The organism is Pseudarthrobacter sp. R1 (genome assembly GCF_024494415.1).
Lineage (GTDB): Bacteria > Actinomycetota > Actinomycetes > Actinomycetales > Micrococcaceae > Arthrobacter.
The window spans coordinates 82,097-97,746 of sequence record NZ_JAMKFI010000004.1; the positions used below are offsets into that span (position 1 = coordinate 82,097).

The 15,650-nt window shown below is 64.8% G+C and carries 15 protein-coding genes, 1 pseudogene and 1 riboswitch; of the genes and pseudogenes, 6 read left to right on the forward strand and 10 right to left on the reverse strand.

The annotated features are described in order from the left end of the window. The first annotated feature begins 45 nt into the window (after window positions 1-45). Window positions 46-348 (forward strand): DUF1905 domain-containing protein, encoded by a 303-nt coding sequence (locus tag M8J71_RS23430; RefSeq protein WP_256246612.1) that lies wholly within the window; start codon window positions 46-48, stop codon window positions 346-348. 57 nt (window positions 349-405) lie between these two features. Here the strand turns inward: M8J71_RS23430 and M8J71_RS03470 are convergent, their stop codons facing one another. The 3 genes and pseudogenes from M8J71_RS03470 to M8J71_RS03480 form a co-directional block, all read right to left on the reverse strand. Continuing rightward, window positions 406-1,614, reverse strand: a complete 1,209-nt coding sequence (locus M8J71_RS03470; protein ID WP_256246613.1) for an O-succinylhomoserine sulfhydrylase — start codon at window positions 1,612-1,614, stop codon at window positions 406-408. Further along, the gene (locus M8J71_RS03475; protein WP_256246614.1) at window positions 1,615-2,025 is read right to left on the reverse strand and encodes a rhodanese-like domain-containing protein; all 411 of its coding nucleotides are present in this window, start codon (window positions 2,023-2,025) and stop codon (window positions 1,615-1,617) included. Next, window positions 2,022-2,300: pseudogene (locus M8J71_RS03480) on the reverse strand (DUF1737 domain-containing protein). The gene M8J71_RS03475 and the pseudogene M8J71_RS03480 overlap by 4 nt, the downstream one beginning before the upstream one ends. Before the next feature lie 13 nt (window positions 2,301-2,313). Then, window positions 2,314-2,428, reverse strand: a riboswitch (SAM riboswitch). Window positions 2,429-2,720: 292 nt separating this feature from the next. On the opposite strand from M8J71_RS03480, the gene opgC reads away from it, so the two are divergent. The 3 genes from opgC (at window position 2,721) to M8J71_RS03495 (ending at window position 7,608) form a co-directional block, all read left to right on the forward strand. Beyond that, on the forward strand, window positions 2,721-5,138 hold the full coding sequence (gene opgC / locus M8J71_RS03485) for an OpgC domain-containing protein (protein WP_256246615.1): 2,418 nt from the start codon (window positions 2,721-2,723) through the stop codon (window positions 5,136-5,138). A gap of 143 nt (window positions 5,139-5,281) precedes the next feature. Further along, window positions 5,282-6,886 (forward strand): flavin monoamine oxidase family protein, encoded by a 1,605-nt coding sequence (locus M8J71_RS03490; protein WP_256246616.1) that lies wholly within the window; start codon window positions 5,282-5,284, stop codon window positions 6,884-6,886. Then, complete coding sequence (locus M8J71_RS03495; RefSeq protein WP_256246617.1) at window positions 6,883-7,608, forward strand: Rid family hydrolase; 726 nt, start codon at window positions 6,883-6,885, stop codon at window positions 7,606-7,608. Before M8J71_RS03490 ends, M8J71_RS03495 begins: the two co-directional genes overlap by 4 nt. A gap of 64 nt (window positions 7,609-7,672) precedes the next feature. Here M8J71_RS03495 and M8J71_RS03500 read toward each other — a convergent pair whose 3' ends face one another. Further along, window positions 7,673-7,927, reverse strand: a complete 255-nt coding sequence (locus M8J71_RS03500) for a hypothetical protein (protein WP_163167596.1) — start codon at window positions 7,925-7,927, stop codon at window positions 7,673-7,675. Between the two features lie 231 nt (window positions 7,928-8,158). Here M8J71_RS03500 and M8J71_RS03505 point away from each other — a divergent pair, with 231 nt between their 5' ends. Continuing rightward, window positions 8,159-8,869, forward strand: a complete 711-nt coding sequence (locus tag M8J71_RS03505) for a TetR/AcrR family transcriptional regulator C-terminal domain-containing protein (protein ID WP_256246618.1) — start codon at window positions 8,159-8,161, stop codon at window positions 8,867-8,869. A gap of 78 nt (window positions 8,870-8,947) precedes the next feature. Here M8J71_RS03505 and M8J71_RS03510 read toward each other — a convergent pair whose 3' ends face one another. Further along, entirely contained in the window at window positions 8,948-9,877 is a 930-nt protein-coding gene (locus M8J71_RS03510; RefSeq protein ID WP_256246619.1) for an aminodeoxychorismate lyase, read from the reverse strand. Window positions 9,878-9,975: 98 nt separating this feature from the next. Between M8J71_RS03510 and cls the strand changes: the two genes are divergently transcribed. After that, window positions 9,976-11,448 carry a cardiolipin synthase gene (gene cls / locus M8J71_RS03515; protein ID WP_305478377.1) on the forward strand — a complete coding sequence of 491 codons (1,473 nt, stop codon included), beginning with the start codon at window positions 9,976-9,978 and terminating at the stop codon, window positions 11,446-11,448. A 14-nt stretch (window positions 11,449-11,462) separates the two neighbouring features. On the opposite strand, the gene pabB is transcribed toward cls, so the two are convergent. The 5 genes from pabB to M8J71_RS03540 all read right to left on the reverse strand — a co-directional run bounded on the left by pabB (window position 11,463) and on the right by M8J71_RS03540 (window position 15,583). After that, the gene (gene pabB, locus M8J71_RS03520) at window positions 11,463-13,553 is read right to left on the reverse strand and encodes an aminodeoxychorismate synthase component I (protein ID WP_256246621.1); all 2,091 of its coding nucleotides are present in this window, start codon (window positions 13,551-13,553) and stop codon (window positions 11,463-11,465) included. A 36-nt stretch (window positions 13,554-13,589) separates the two neighbouring features. Next, window positions 13,590-14,120 (reverse strand): low molecular weight protein-tyrosine-phosphatase, encoded by a 531-nt coding sequence (locus M8J71_RS03525; RefSeq protein ID WP_256246622.1) that lies wholly within the window; start codon window positions 14,118-14,120, stop codon window positions 13,590-13,592. Window positions 14,121-14,249: 129 nt separating this feature from the next. Continuing rightward, window positions 14,250-14,873 carry a LysE family transporter gene (locus tag M8J71_RS03530; protein WP_256246623.1) on the reverse strand — a complete coding sequence of 208 codons (624 nt, stop codon included), beginning with the start codon at window positions 14,871-14,873 and terminating at the stop codon, window positions 14,250-14,252. A gap of 21 nt (window positions 14,874-14,894) precedes the next feature. Then, window positions 14,895-15,287, reverse strand: coding sequence for a type II toxin-antitoxin system VapC family toxin (locus M8J71_RS03535; protein ID WP_256246624.1), 393 nt, complete (start codon window positions 15,285-15,287; stop codon window positions 14,895-14,897). Beyond that, a complete protein-coding gene (locus M8J71_RS03540; protein ID WP_308292944.1) occupies window positions 15,284-15,583 on the reverse strand; it encodes a type II toxin-antitoxin system Phd/YefM family antitoxin in 300 nt (99 codons plus the stop codon). The genes M8J71_RS03535 and M8J71_RS03540 overlap by 4 nt, the downstream gene beginning before the upstream one ends. Window positions 15,584-15,650 lie beyond the last annotated feature (67 nt).

Consider the following 15,650-nt stretch of genomic DNA (forward strand, 5'->3'; position numbering starts at 1 on the left):
AGCAACCGGTGGTGCCCCGGCAAGGGGGCGTGCCATACTCGGCGCGTGGCGGCGTCGTACTCCTTCAGAGCTGAGCTGTGGCTCTACCCCGGTGAGGCAGGCTGGCATTTTTTGACGCTGCCAGCAGACGTCGGGGATGACATCCACGAACAATGCGCCGGCGCCAGCAAGGCATTCGGATCCGTCAGGGTGACCGCGGAGATTGCCAGGCACTCCTGGCAGACCTCGCTGTTTGCGGACCAGAAAGCCGGTTTCTACCTCTCGCCGGTGAAGAAGGCCATCAGGGACAAAGCCCGGATTTATGAAGGCGACGAGGTGCCCGTCCAGCTCTCCATCGAAGAGGTCTGACAAAGCCCTCGCCCAGATGGCGCCGGTGCCGGAGCTCGGCCCCAGCACCAGGGACCTCTAGACCTGCTTGAGCGCCTGTTCCAGGTCGCCAATCAGGTCGTCCACGTCCTCCAGGCCCACCGAAAGCCGCACCACGCCGTCGCTCAAGCCGATGGCTGCCCGCCCCTCCGGACCCATCGCACGGTGGGTGGTAGTGGCCGGGTGCGTGATGAGGGACTTGGCATCCCCGAGGTTGTTGGAGATGTCGATGATGCGCAAACCGTCCAGCAGCGCAAAGGCAGCCTCTTTGCCCGAGCGGCCGCCCGTCGTCGCAAGCTCAAGGGTGAGGACCGTGCCGCCGGCGCTCATCTGTTGTGCCGCCAGTTCGTACTGCGGGTGGGACTTCAGGAGCGGGTACTTCACCCAGCTCACGGCGGGCTGCTGCTCCAGCCACTCGGCCAGCCGCAGGGCGGACGCCGATGAATGGTTGACGCGCAGGGCCATAGTCTCAAGGCCCTTGGTGAGCACCCAGGCGTTGAAGGCGGACAACGACGGGCCGGTGTGGCGCATCAGCTGCTTGACCGGCCCCTCGATGAACTCCTTGGTGCCCAGGATGGCGCCGCCCAGGACTCGTCCCTGGCCGTCGATGTGCTTGGTGCCGGAGTAGACGATGACGTCGGCACCCAGCTGCCCGCAGCGCTGCAGCAGGGGAGTCGCAAAGACGTTGTCGACGACGACGGTGGCACCTGCCGCGTGCGCGAGTTCACTCACCGCGGCGATGTCGACGATTTCCTGCATGGGGTTGGACGGTGACTCGAAGAACACGGCAGTGGTGGGCTGGGACAGGGCGTCACGCCACTGTTCCAGGTCAGGACCGTCCACGAACACCGTCTCCACACCCCACCGCGGCAGGATCTCATTCAGGATCACGAAGCAGGAACCGAAAAGCGAGCGGGCAGCCACCACGCGGTCGCCGGCAGCCAGCAACGCACCCAGGGCGGTAAAGACGGCGGACATGCCGGACGCCGTCGCAAAGCACGCCTCGGTTCCCTCAAGGAGGCGGAGGCGCTCCTGGAAGGTGGCAACCGAGGGATTGCCATAGCGGGAGTACACAAAGCGCTCGTCCTCGCCCGTGAAGGCGCGTTCGGCAGCGGCGGCGGATTCATACACGAACCCGGAGTTCAGGAATACAGCCTCGCTGGTTTCCTGGAAGTTGGTGCGGTCCAGCCCGCCGCGCACGGCCTGGGTGTCGGGGCTCCAGCCGGCGGCGTCTTCGTTGAAGGTCACTTAATTCTTTCCGAGGTTGGTGGGCAGTCCGCGGTTCTTCCAGCCGTTGACGGTGCGTTCGCCGTAACGGTCCGGCTCGCCTTCAAAGCCCTCCAGCACGTTGTAGGAGGTGTAGCCGGCCTGGGTGGCGGCAATGGCGGCCGCGATGGAACGCTGCCCGGAGCGGCACAGGAATACCAGTTCGGTAGACGGATCCTCTGGCGCCTGCTGGCTCAGGGAGCTAATGAAATCAGGGTTGGGAATGCCGCCGGGGAACGTCCACTGGATGAACAGCGGATCGTTGTCGGTGGCCTTTGTGTCGGGGATGCCGATATGGGCCCACTCGCCCTCAGTGCGGACATCCACCAGGATGGCTCCCTGCTCCAGCTTTTCCCACGCCTCCTGGGGCGTCAGGTCTCCGGCGTAGCTCATGCGTGGCCCTCGCCGTCGAACTCGAGGTCTTCGCCTGCGGATTCGAGGTTATCCACTGCGGTGGCGACGGCGGCGTCGGCGGAAGCGATGGCCGCCGGCAGGACCAATGCCTGCGCCACGATCACCTGGCCGCCGTTGGACGTTGCAGCCGGGCTGCCGTGGAGGAACTAGCCTTCGGCCAAGGCAGCGGAAATCCGTTCGCAAAAGGACCTGTCATCCGGTCCGGTGACAAGCCGGTAGGAAAGTCTTTCTTCAGGGGCAGGTGCGTCGGACACGACGGATCTCCTTCTCTCACGCTTGCAACTCGAATCGGTCGATATGCCGAGTATTCACCTGAGGCACCCCGCCGCGAAAGGAGGGTTGCCGACCGGCCAGTCAGGGCTTGGTGCCGGTACTCATTACTCCCCAGAAACGTAACACTTGGCGCGCAGGGCCGCACGGCCGCCGTCGTCATGTTCCGTAACTGAACGGGGCACCGTGCAGCAGGCAGCGGTTTCCATGACGCCGGAGAAACCGACGGCAGCGGCATCACCGCAGGTGGTTGGCGTTTTCTGGCCTTTTGCGGACGCACCGCCAGATACAGTTTCTTACGGGGCAGTGCCCCATCATCAGAACCAGCACCGGGGGTCCCCATCAGCACGCGATCTGCCGGGCCACAGCACCCTGCCGGCCTTTACGGGGTACCCCAACTGCGCGTGGTTGGGGCGCTCCTTGCCACACTGCTGATTGCCCTCGTGGCTGTGGTGCTGCCTGCAGGGTCGGCCCAGGCCGCGCGGAGTTTCCCGGAAGAGGGAAAGCCGCTGCTGGGCGCCGTCCTTGAATGGGGTGAGGACTCCGCCGCCGGTTTCACCGACCGGCTGGGTGCCTCGCCGGCCATTTTGGGCCACGACATAGCGTTTCCCTACCGCTCATCAGAGCAAAACGACATCGAGGGATTCCTGGAACAGTCCTCCCTGCAGGGTGCCCACGCGATGCTCACCGTGAAGCCCACGATGCCGCTGGACCAGATCGACGCCGCCGCTGCGAGGCCCTTCGCCGAACGGGTGTTGGAGCTTGCGTCCAGTTTCAAAGGGCAGCTGCTGGTCCGGTTTGCCCCGGACATGAATGCGAGCTGGGTTGAGTGGGGCCAGCAGCCGGCTGCCTACCGCGCAGCATTCCAGACCGTGACGGCGGCGTTCCGGGAGGTCGACGGCGGCGGGGGCACTGTGATGGTCTGGGAACCGTACCTGGGCACGGATTATCCGTTCGACCGGAACCGGAATGCGCCTGCACAGGGAAGCGATGGGTTCGCGCTGCTAGATAGTAACGGCGACGGCGTCTGGAACGGCTCGGACGCGGCCTACGAACCCTACTATCCCGGGGACGATGCGGTGGATTGGGTGGGCCTGACCGCCTTCCACGACGACACAGCCGGTGGCGCTGCCGTCAACACAGTTCCCCGCGCCGGCGAACTGCGGGACATGCTCACGGCCTCCGGCGGTGAAAACTTCTACGCCAGCTATTCCGAGGGACGGGACAAGCCGCTCCTCCTGCACACGTCCGCGTTCTACAGCCCGGCCTCCGGCGGCGCATCCGAAGCGGACATCAAGGCCGCCTGGTGGGACCAGGTGGTTGGGGTCGCCACCGCCGGTGAATTCCGCAGGGCAGGGGCTGTGGTGTGGGACGAACGGACCAGTACGCGGGACGCCGGAGTGGCAAGCATCGACTGGCGGCTCACCGGAAACCCGGCCATCGCCAACGCCGCCCTGGGCACGCTGGAAGCGTCCCCCATCGTCGCAGGCCCGGTCACCGAGGTCAGCTCCGGCAGCACATACGTCCGGGCCAACACCCTCACGGGGGCCGCTGCCTGGACAGTGGGCGCGGCGCTCCTCATCCTCCTGGTTGCCCTGTGGCAGATTCCCCGCCGGGTCAATGTCGCAACGGCGTGGGGATACTCAGACCCGTCCAGCAGGGATTCCCGGGTGGATATGTTGCGCGGCCTGGCCATTGTCTTTGTTGTGGTAAACCACCTGGGCATGACCTCGCTGTTCCAGTTGCTCACGCAGGAGGCGGTGGGGTTCGTCTCGGGTGCCGAGCTGTTTGTCCTCTTCTCCGGCCTGGTGGTGGGCATGGTGTACGGGCCCAGAGCGAAGGAGGACTTCGGAACGGTGGTTGACCTAACCTCGCGGCGGGCGGGCAAGCTCTACCTGACGGCACTGATAGTCCTGATTGGCGTCTTCCTGGTCTCGTTGCTGCCGATCTTCCGGACTGACGCCCTCACCACCTTTGTGGACCAGGGAACGGGCGGGGCAGGGCACGACGGCGCCGGCCGTACCTATGACCTGTATGCAGGCATGGAATCCCTGTTCCAGTTCCCGGTGCCGCCGCAGGTGCTCCCTGCCATCCTGCTGCTGCAGTTCGGACCCTGGCAGTTCAACGTGATGGGGCTTTACGTGGTGCTGCTCCTTGCCAGCCCGCTGATCCTGGCTGCGCTCAACCGCGGCAAGGCAGTCTGGGTGCTGGCCGGAACCCTTGCGGTCTACGCCGTGGGAGCGGCCACGAGGTTCCGGCTCCTGCCCTCGCAGTTCGAGGACTCGTTCCCGCTGCTCGTGTGGCAGGTGCTGTTCGTGATCGGACTCGTCGCCGGCTACCACCGGCGCAACATCGTCGCCTGGCTGGTGGGGCAGACCTGGCTGGTGGCCGCGTGCACCGTCGCCGCACTCCTGTTCGCATTTCTCTCGTGGGGCAACCCCTACCTGGCGAACGGTTTTGATGTCCGCCTCGCCATCATCCCGGACGCCCTGTACCGGAGCATGTACGATTTTTTCTTCGGACGGACGTATCTGGCGCCGGGCCGGCTGCTCAACGTCCTGGTCCTGGTGGTGGCGGCCTACGCCTTCCTCACCGCGTACTGGAAGCCCGTGCAGCGCGCACTCGGCTGGTTCCTGATTCCGCTGGGCCGCGCCACCCTCTACGTCTTCATCATGCACGTGGTGCTGATCGCCGTGGTGGCCAATATCCCGGCACTGCAGCAGGAGAACGTGCTGCTCAACACGGCCGCATACGCCGTAGTGCTGGGGCTCCTGTGGGTCATGGTCCGGACCAGGTTCCTCTTCCGGATCATTCCCACGTAGGGCATCCGCTGGAGTTGCCCGCGGCATCCCGGAAGCGTTTACTTCACGGAAATGTGAACGGCACAGCACCGACATTGTCACAGCATTTGACGAAACATTTGGCCCTTACGCTCACCTCGTAACACTCCGGTGAAAGGGAAAAAATGACAGATGCGACTCGCAGGAACTTCCTCCGCTACGTGGGCATGGTGGGAGGGGCCGGGGTGATGTACGAGACCATGGCAGCGATGGGCCTGGCTCCCGATACGGCCGCGCCTGCCTATGCTGCGCCCCGGGCCAATGACCTGCAGGGGAAGGGGAAGAGCGTCGTCATCCTGGGCGGCGGCATCGCCGGACTGACCACTGCTTATGAGTTGGGCAAGGCGGGCTACAAAGTCACCATCCTCGAGGCCCGGATGCGGCCAGGCGGACGCAACTGGACCGTACGTGGCGGCACCGAGGAAACGGACCTCCGCGGAATTACCCAGCGGGCAACATTCTCGAAGGACCAGTACATGAATGCCGGCCCCGGCCGCATTCCCCAGCACCACATCACCCTGGACTACTGCAAGGAACTGGGGGTGACGATCGAGCCCTTCACCAACCAGAACGCTGACGGATATCTGTTCCGGGAGGGCAACACCAAGCTCTCCAACACCCCTGTCCGCCACCGCGCCGCTAAAGCCGATGTCTACGGTTACGTCTCCGAGCTCCTCGCCAAAGCCACAGACCAGGGTGCCCTGGACAGCTACATGAGCGCAGCGGATAAAGAGAACCTGATCTCCTTCCTGCGGAACTTCGGCGCCATCGGCGGCAAGGTTCCCGGTGATGCGGCGGCAAGCTTCAAATACACCGGCACGGGCCGCAAGGGCTACTCCGTGGCCCCGGGCGCCGGGCTGGAAGCGGGAACACCCCTGGCACCGGAGGCCCTTTCGGATGTCTTTGCCAGCGGCGTCGGCAACTACTTCTCCTTCGAATTCGGCTGGGACCAGGCCATGATGATGTTCCAGCCCGTGGGCGGCATGGACCGTATCCCATACGCGTTCGAAGCCGCCATTGGCAAGGACAAGTTCGTTTACGGGGCCCAGGTCCTGTCCATGAACAACACCGCCGCCGGCGTAGCGGTGGAGTACACCAACCCGGGCGGCCAAACCAAGAGGATCGAGGCGGACTTTGCAGTCTGCACCCTGCCGCCGCACATCGCCGCCAAGGTTCCGGGCAACCTCCCCACGGACGTCCTCGACGCCCTTAGGTTCGCAAGCCCCGCCGACGCGGGCAAGATCGGCATTGAATACTCCCGCCGCTGGTGGGAGGAAGACCACCGCATCTACGGCGGCATCACCAACACCAATATCGATCTCGGCAACATGTGGTACCCGTCCACCGGCTTCCACGGGCAGCGCGGCACCATGGTGGGCTACTACAACACCGGCGCCAGCGCCCGCGTCTATAAGGAGCTCAGCCCGGAGAAGCGCCTGAGCCGCGCCCTGGACCAGGGTGCCAGGATCCACGGAGACGTTTACCGCAAGGATGTCGCGGCGTCGTTCTCGGTTGACTGGGGGAACACAGCCTTTTCTGAAGGCGCCTGGGTGGGCTGGCCGTCGCAGACGGACGCCAAATACGCCAAGCTGCTGGAACCGTCCGGCAACATCTACTTCGCCGGCGACCACCTGAGCCACGCCATCGCCTGGCAGCACGGCGCCATGACCTCCGCCAGGGCCGCCGTCACCGCCCTGCACACCCGGGCCGCAGCGATGGTGGCCGGATGAAGCCCCTCCCTGCTCCCGCCATAACCCAAGCCAAACCCCGAAAGAAGCCCATGCTGCGCCGCAAACTCTCCCTCATCGCCGCCGGTATCGCCGGAATCAGCCTCACCGCTACCGCAGCCTTCGCCGCACCGGCGGTCTTCAAGGACCTCACCGATCCCAAGCCCGGAACTACCGTTTCCAACCTTCCCGCCGGTCAGGACAACCCGATGATTGCCGGCGGCGTGGCAATCGGTGCGAACACTCCCATTTACAAGACCAGCGGCCTGGGACCGTCCGCGCTTAACAACACTGCCCCCGCCGGCAGTGAGCAGCGCTACGTGGACACCACAGTCTTCCCGGGCGGGGTCCTCCCGCCCGGTGTCACCATCACCGAGGCGCAGGGAATCAACGCCCTCCGCAGGATTGGCGAGAACCTTGCCCAGGCTGGATTGGATTACGACGACGTCATCACCATGCGCGTCTTCCTCCAGAACCCCGCCGGTGCAGAAAAAGCCGACTTCGACGGCTGGAACCGTGCGTACCGGCAGTACTTCGCCAACACCAGCCTGTCCGACGGTTCCGCCTTCAAGGTTCCCCTGGGCTCGGCTGCTCCCGCCGAACCGTTCGTCAGCAATGCTGCCCGGCCCTCAAGGTTCGCGCTCGAGATCGAGAACCTGCCCGTGAACGGGTGGCTCGTCGAGGTGGAAGTGGACGCCGCGTACCCGGCTCCGGGAGGAAAATAGCAAAAAGGCGTGGACCGCCCGGCTTCGTGCCGGGCGGTTCACGCCTTTTGGTCGCTGCCCGCTCTTAGACGAGTCCGGGGTAGCTGGTCATGATGTAGTCCGTGGCGGCAGGGCCCTTCATGCGGAGGCCGTTGCGCGCGGGGTCGATCTTGTTCTTCATGGCGGCCCAGAACGTGGATTCCGGGCCGGGTGTCTGCTGGTTGATGAAGCACCAGCTGGTGTACAGGCCGTAAAGGCGGTCCTGATCCAGGGTGGAGTCAGACGTTTGGTCGAGGTAGGTGGCTTCGTGGAGAAAAAGGTCGAACTGCGAATTAGCCATGGCGGCGTCCCTTCGCTACGTGCGTGGCGCCGCCGTTCGGCTACAGCAGCAGACCTCAAATGCCTTGCACAGGGCAATGGAGTGTGACTGGCCCCGCAGAAAACCAGGACCTACAGGCGGCGTGAATGCCTTATCTACAATGTAGACTTTAGCCGTAGACTACAAATACGGCAAGCGTCTGGAATTACTGCCCGCGCAACGCTTGCTGCCGGCTCCAGAATGGAAAAACCCATGTCCTCGCCCAAGACCCCAGGCACGAAAGGCCGCGACCACAAAGCGAGGCTGAGCCGTGAATTGGTGCTCACCAAAGCTTTGGAAGTGGTGGATGCGGAGGGCCTGGAGGCCCTTACCATGCGCCGCCTGGGGCAGGAACTGGAGCGGGATCCCATGAGCCTGTACCGCTATGCGGAGAACCGGGCGGCATTGCTGGACGGCGTCTCGGAGCTGGTGCTCAACGAGTTGCCCATCCACCCCGAGGACCCCGACTGGAAAGCGCAGCTCCGGCACATCGCACATAACCTGCGGCGGCTCGCGCTCCAGCACCCGAATGTTGTACCGCTGCTGGTGACCAGGCCACTTTCCACGCCACTGGGGCTCAGGCCCCTGGGCACGCTGCGCCCGCTCGAGCAGATCCTCTCCCTGCTCATTGGCGCCGGCTTCAGCCCGGCCGACGCCCTCCATGTCTATCGCGCCTACTACGGGTTCCTCTATGGCCACATCTTGAATGAGCTGCAGGAATTCGTTGTGGACCCCGAAGAGAACGAAGTGCTGCTCCGGCTGGGACTGCACCGGCTGCCATCAAAAGAGTTTCCCCGGCTCCGTGCACTGGCCCCAGCGCTCGCCGATTATGATGGCGAGCGCGAACTGGACCAAGGCATCACCATCCTGCTGTCAGGCCTCGAAGCGCAACTGACTCGGGAACCGCAGAGTTCCCCCGCCTAGTTGGCGGGAGTGCCGCAACCTGATGTGATGGGCTTTCCCGCCCGGCTGCCGGGGTTCCAGGCCCAGGCTGCGGAACTGCTATTCAATACCCGCGAACAACTCGTTCAGCTCCGCGGTGAGCTCCTTCTGTACCGAGGGCAGGCCCACCTCTTTGCCGTCAATGCGGTTCACCGGCGCAAGCATCCGCACGCTCGAAATCAGCCAGACCGCATCAGCATCCAGCAGGTCCTGGGGCTCCAGCGGGCCGTACCCCAATTCCCAGCCGGCCGCTTTGGCCGCAGCGAACAATGCACCCTGGGAGGTGCCGGCCAGGATGCCGCTGTCCAGCTGCGGTGTGATCAGGCGCTTGACTGACGCGCCGTCGTCGGACGTTTCCACATGCGCCATCAGCACGGTGGACGTGGGGCCCTCCAGGACCCGGTCGTCGGAGGAGATGAAGATGACGTCGTCCGCGCCCTGCTTGTGGGCGTGGCGCAGGGCTGCCATGTTGACAGCGTAGGAGAGCGTCTTCGCACCGAGCAGCAGCCATGGGGCGCGCTCGGCGACGTCGCTGTCGTAGCCGCGGTCCAGGAGGATGACGTCGAGCCCGGCCTCGCGCTGGCGGCGCCCGGCCGCCCCCACAGGAGAAACCTGGACCCAGGAGGTGGGGGCTGAGGCGCCCTCCACACCACGGGTCACCACGAGCTTGACCACCAGTTCGTTGTCGGCCCCGGAAGCGGGCGGATGCTGGGCGAGGTGTTCGGACACGGCGGTGGCGACGGCTCGGCGCCACTCCTCCTCGCCGGGAATGGCGAGGTCCAGCGCCATCGCGGAACCCGCCAGGCGGTCCAGATGGGCCTGGATCTTCCGTACGCTGCCGTCAACTGCAAGCATCGTCTCGAAGATCCCGTCGCCCCGGGTGGCGCCCTGGTCCGTCACCAGCAGCTGGGGCTTGGTTGCGTCGGCCAGCCGGCCGTCCGGGTGGGAGGGGTCGAGGAATACGAGAACCACGGAAGCTGGAGAGGTCATGGCTCCAGCTTAGTGCGGCGTCCCGCGGATAAGCTGGGCAGAGTGCCCCGGCTGGAAACCGTCCGCCGGCGGCCCGTCTCCCGGGGGTTATTTCCGTGTTGTGGCCATTTTCGCTTGCCGGTTCCGCGCCGACGTGGATCGTGGTGCTGCTGGCTGTCGCCGACCTGGTGATCAGGGTGCTGGCCGTGGGCATCATTCCCGGCAACCGGCGGCCCACGACGGCGATGGCCTGGCTGCTGGGCATCTTCTTTGTCCCGTTTGTGGGCATCGTCCTTTTCCTGCTGTTCGGCAACTTCCAGCTGTCAAAGCGGCGCCGTGAGCAGCAGCAGCTGGTCAACGAGAGGGTGCGCGCCGGGATCACGTCCCTCGCGGACGTGGAAAGCGACTACCCGGGACCGGAATGGGTGCGGTCCGCCGCGGAATTGAACCGGAGGCTGGGTTCGCTCCCCATGGTGGACGGCAACTCCGTGGACCTCATCCCCGGCTACCCCGACTCCATCCTGCAGATGACGGAGGCGGTGCGGAAGGCGAAAAAGTTCGTCAATGCCGAGTTCTACATCATGAGCACGGACCACATCACCAATGACCTGCTGACAGCCTTGGAGGAAGCGGCGGAGCGGGGCGTGGAAGTCCGGGTGCTGTTCGACCACATCGGCACCCTCCGGGTCAAGGGTTACAAAAACCTGTTAGAGCGGCTCAGGGCCGGCAGGATCCAGTGGAAGCGGATGCTCCCGCTCCTGCCCATTCACGGCCAGTGGCGCAGGCCCGACCTGCGGAACCACCGCAAGATCATGGTGATCGACGGCGAAATCGCCTTCACCGGCTCCCAGAACCTGATCGAGCCCTCCTACAACAACCCGCGGCACCGCAAGGCCGGCCGGGAGTGGGTGGAGCTGATGGCCCGCCTCCATGGGCCGATCGTCACCACCCTGAACGTCGTCTTCGCCACCGACTGGCTGAGCGAAACCGACGAGTCCCTGGAACACCAGCTCCAGCTTCCGGCCAACCCGCATCCCGGGAACGTCACCGCGCAGGTGGTTCCGAGCGGCCCCGGCTTCATCACCGAAAACAACCTGCGGCTCTTCAACACCCTCATCTACTCCGCGCAGCACCGGATCTCCATCTGCAGTCCGTACTTCGTCCCGGACGATTCGCTGCTCTACGCCATCACCACAGCAGCCCAGCGCGGCGTGGACGTGGAGTTGTTCGTCTCCGAAAAGGGAGACCAGTTCCTGGTCCACCACGCCCAGCGTTCCTACTACGAGGCGCTGCTGGAGGCGGGCGTCCGGATCTACCTCTACAAAGCCCCGTTTGTGCTCCACGCCAAGCACTTCACCATCGACGACGAAGTGGCGGTCCTCGGCTCCAGCAACATGGACATGCGCTCCTTCTCGCTGAACCTGGAGGTGTCCGTGATGCTGCTGGGAGCCGGCATCGTCACCAAGATGCGCGCTGTGGAAGACACGTACCGGGACATTTCGCACGAGCTCAAGCTGTCCGACTGGCTTAACCGCCCGCTGGCGGCACGCTATGTGGACAACGTGGCCAGGCTGACGGCGACCGTTCAGTAAGCCGCTCAGGGGGCTTAGTCCTCCGGGAACTCCGCACCCAGCGTTGAGAGGACCCCGAAGGCCTTGGTCCGGATCTCCTCGTACTCCTCGCCGGCGTCGGAATCGGCAGTGATGGCGCCGCCGACGCCGAGGGTCAGTTCCGCGGTTCCATCACCGCCGTCGCGGATCACCAGCGTCCGGATGGCGACGGCGAGGTCCGTCGCGCCGTTCAGTGAAAAGTACCCGACGGCACCGGAGTACATGCCGCGTCCTTCGCCTTCCAGCCGGTCCAGGATGGCCATGGTGCTGATTTTGGGCGCGCCGGTCATGGAACCGGCCGGGAAACAGGCTGCCACCGCCTCTGCCCGCGATGACCCACGCCGCAGCTGGGCGTCGATGGTGCTGACCATCTGGTGGACGGTGGCGTAGCTTTCGATGGCACAAAGCCTGCTCACGGTCACGGAGCCGGGGACCGCGAAATGGCTGAGGTCATTCCGCAGCAGGTCAACGATCATGATGTTCTCGGCGCGGTCCTTGACGGACGTTTCGAGCTCTGAGCGCAGGCGGGCATCCTCCGCTGGATCGGAGGCACGGCGGCGGGTGCCCTTGATCGGCTCGGCCCGCATGCCGCCGTCGGACGCTATCTTCAGGAACCGCTCGGGCGAGGTGCTGGCAAGCGTGAGGCCCTCGAACCGGAGGTAGCTGGCAAAGGGTGCGGGGTTCCTGCGCCTCAGGGCAAGGTACGTCTGCCACGGGTCCAGCTCTGCGGCCGGAACACTGGCCGAGAGTGTGGTGGTCAGGCACACTTCGTAGCTGTTTCCTTCGGCGATTTCGTGCTGCGCGGCGGCGATTTTTGCCTTGTATCCGGCGCCGGTATCACGGCTGCGAAACACTGGCGGATCTGAAAGGACGACGCCGCTGCTGCCGCCGGCGTTGGAGACCCCCTCCCCATCTGGAGCCAGTGCGGAGGCAGTTTGGACGGCGGCCCGCGCGCCCCTGAACCACTCGTCCGCATCCGGAACGTCCAGGGCCAGGAGCCAAGCGGTACCTGCGGCGTGATCCAGGACCACTGCCCTGGCGGCGAAGATCAGGGCGGCGTCCGGGGTGGAAGCTGCAAGATCGGTTCCGCCGGTTTCCCGCTTGAGTTCGTAGCCCAGGCAGCCGAGCCAGCCCAGCGCGAATTCGCCCGGGTAGCCGTCGGGAGTGTGGACCGTTGCGCCTCCCCACACGGTGTCCAGCCAGCGGAAGAAGGGCCCTTCGATGGTGGCGGTGGCGCAGCCCGCGTGGATCACGCTGTTGCCGGAGCGGTGCGTTACGCACTGGCCGGACAACCCGCCGTCGTCCGCCATGATGCTGAAGCGCCTGCGCTCCGAAGCTGCGGCGGACCCGGACTGGTGCGGAGGAGTCCCGGCGGCAGCGCCCGTATTGGAGGAGTCCAGCCAGACTGCGTTGGATGAGCTGCCGTAGAGGGCGCTGAACAGTGCGGCGGCGTCCGGGCGCAGGTTCAGGCATTCGGCGCGGAGGCTCAGCCCGCGGCGGGCGGACAGCTCGGGGGAGAGGGCGGTGGCCAACGCGGGAAGGTAGGGAAGGAGCTGGAGTACGTCGGCGGGGGCGGCCCCGTCTGCGCGGTTCAGGACGTGTACGTCCGCGTGGCCGGGAACGTCGTCGCCGCGCAGCCACTGCTCTTCCTGTGCCGCCCATTGGTCCCAGAACGGTTCGTATGTTCCGCCATCACGGTCCAGTGCGCGGGTCCGGCGTATGTCCTCGGGCGAGTCGGCCCAAATGACGGCACTGAGGAAGGGACGCGCAGCGGCGGCAGCAGAACCCACACCCTCAACGATGACGATCTCGGCGGGCAGCGTGACGCGGACGTCGCCGTCGTAGTGTTTCTCCCAGTCCCAGCTGACCCAGGCAGCCGCCTCGCCCCGGCTCAAGGGCGCCAACACGGTGGCGACGTAGCGGTCCACGCCGGCCATCAGCCCGTTCCAGCCCGGGTAGATGTCCTCGAGGTGGAACAGCGAGACCTTGTGGTGCGCCCGCAACCGTGCCGCCAGTTCAACGGCGAGCGTTGTCTTTCCTGCGCCTGAGCGCCCGTCGACGGCGATGATGACGGGGGCAGGGCTCATGGATTAGAGCGTACCTTTATCCCCGTGGGGCTTTCATCAGCGCTGTAGCTGGGCGCCTTGGAGGACAGCCCCTTTGAGATAACCCACCAGCCCGGGCAGGGCGGCGTGGATCTGGTGCCAGACGGCGTCGAAATCTGCGTGCCCGCCGTACCAGGGGTCCTCGATCCCCTGGTCCAGCAGGTCCTTTTCTGCCAGCCGGGGATCAAAGCTCCGGAGCATGCGGATCTTGTTCCGGGACTCATCGTCCGGCGCGGACTCGCTCAGCCACGCGTAGTGGTCGATGTCGAGCGCCAGGATCAGGTCGCGTTCACGGAACCATGCGGACTGCCACTGCCGGGCGATGTGCTTGTCCGAGAAGAGCTGCGTGGCGGTTAAACGCCGTGCGGCCCGCGGGTCTATCGGGCGGCCTGCTTCGTAGCCGGTGGTGCCTGCTGAGTCCACGGTGACCACGCCGTCCAGCCCCTCGCGTTCAAGCGCCGCGGCGAGCATCAGCTCGGTCATGGGGGACCGGCAGATGTTTCCGGTACAGACTGCAATGACACGGTATGGGCTCGACGTTGAGTTCATATACTAAGCATGCGTGCTAATTGGCCCTGTTGGCTAGCGCCAGGTTCATAAAGGATGACTCTTTTGTAAAGAAGGTCTGCTTTTTCGTCACACCCGGCGTCAGCTGGCGGGCCCAACTGTGCTTAAGGGTCAGTGGAGGAAAGCCAGCAGGATGCCCACGGCCACAAACAGCACACCAAACGACCGGTTGAGGACCAGTTGTCCCCGGGCGCTATGGGTAAAGCGCTCGAAGGACCTGGCTGCGGCCGCAAAGAAGAACCACATCACCAGGATGTCGATGGCCACGACTGTTGCCGCGAGCACTGCGTATTGGGCCAGGAGGGGCTGGTCCGGCCGGATGAACTGGGGCATAAACGCGAGGAAGAAGACGATTGCCTTCGGGTTCAACAGGTTCACCCAAAGGCCCCGCCGGAAGATGGACCAGGCTGGCTCGTTCTTCAAGCCCGCAATCTTTTCGTGTTCAAGGTCCGGCTTGCTAAGGAACTGCCGGATGCCCAGATAGACAAGATATGCCGCGCCGGCGTAGCGGATGACGTTGAAGGCCACGGGCGAACCCGCCACCAGCACGCCCACGCCCAGCGCCACAATCACGATGTGTACCACCAGCGCCAATTGCTGCCCCAGGATGCCCCAGATGGAGCGGCGGAAACCGGCGGTCAGGGAGTTGCTCATGGTGTTGATGGCCCCGGCGCCGGGGGTGAAACTGATGAGGGCGCCGGCGCCGGCCAGGGCGAGCCACAGGGAGAATTGCACCAGCCAAGTTTAGGGCCATCCTCACCAAAGGGTGGCCACAGGTCCGAAGGCCTGCAGGTCTTCATCCGCGGTGATAAGGGTGAAGCCCTCCACCATCGCCTGGGCAGCGAGCATCCGGTCAAAGGGGTCCTTGTGGTCCCAGTCCAGCTGTCCTGCCGCGAGGGCGTGCGGCGAGGAGACCGCAAGTTCGGAGGCATAGAGATGGGCGACCTGCCGCCCAAAGCTTGCAACAATAGCCGCCCCGGATGGCAACTTTCCCTGGTGATGCTTGTATGAAAGTTCGTAGGCGGTCACCGGCGACACGTATATCTGGTTTTCCAGTTTGGTGATGGAGCTCCTCGCTTTGCTGGAGAGACGTTTTGGTTCGGCCACCGCCCACAGGAAGACGTGTGTGTCCAGCAGGAACCGCGTCATTCGCCGGCCCCCATCTCCTCGTCACTCCACGGCTCGTAGAACTCATCAGGGATGTGCAGGGGCGCAAGGAAGCCCAGTTCGCGTTTATGGGGACGCTCAATTTTCACCAGCCTGGCAACCGGCCTGCCGGCTTTGGCGATAACTACGTCCTCGCCTTTTTCCACTTGATTCAACAGTTCGGACAACCGGGTTTTTGCTTCCTGGACGTTGTACTGTCCCATGTTGACCAAGTCTAGTTGGTCAACTTCCGGTGTGTAAGGTTCCGCCCAATATTCGTTGTCACCGTAGTAGGTCATGGGCTGACCATAATCTTGGGCCGGCAGGCAATGGCAGCCTGAAGCATTGCTATGTGGAAGCCCGTGG

Coding starts and splice junctions, on each gene's coding strand:
- M8J71_RS03500 (WP_163167596.1), bottom strand. CDS start 7,927: ATGGCTAATTCGCAGTTCGACCTTTTTCTCCACGAAGCCACCTACCTC.
- M8J71_RS03510 (WP_256246619.1), bottom strand. CDS start 9,877: ATGACCTCTCCAGCTTCCGTGGTTCTCGTATTCCTCGACCCCTCCCAC.
- pabB (WP_256246621.1), bottom strand. CDS start 13,553: ATGAGCCCTGCCCCCGTCATCATCGCCGTCGACGGGCGCTCAGGCGCA.
- M8J71_RS03490 (WP_256246616.1), top strand. CDS start 5,282: ATGACAGATGCGACTCGCAGGAACTTCCTCCGCTACGTGGGCATGGTG.
- M8J71_RS03540 (WP_308292944.1), bottom strand. CDS start 15,583: ATGACCTACTACGGTGACAACGAATATTGGGCGGAACCTTACACACCG.
- M8J71_RS03475 (WP_256246614.1), bottom strand. CDS start 2,025: ATGAGCTACGCCGGAGACCTGACGCCCCAGGAGGCGTGGGAAAAGCTG.
- M8J71_RS03535 (WP_256246624.1), bottom strand. CDS start 15,287: ATGACGCGGTTCCTGCTGGACACACACGTCTTCCTGTGGGCGGTGGCC.
- M8J71_RS03505 (WP_256246618.1), top strand. CDS start 8,159: ATGTCCTCGCCCAAGACCCCAGGCACGAAAGGCCGCGACCACAAAGCG.
- M8J71_RS03525 (WP_256246622.1), bottom strand. CDS start 14,120: ATGAACTCAACGTCGAGCCCATACCGTGTCATTGCAGTCTGTACCGGA.
- M8J71_RS03495 (WP_256246617.1), top strand. CDS start 6,883: ATGAAGCCCCTCCCTGCTCCCGCCATAACCCAAGCCAAACCCCGAAAG.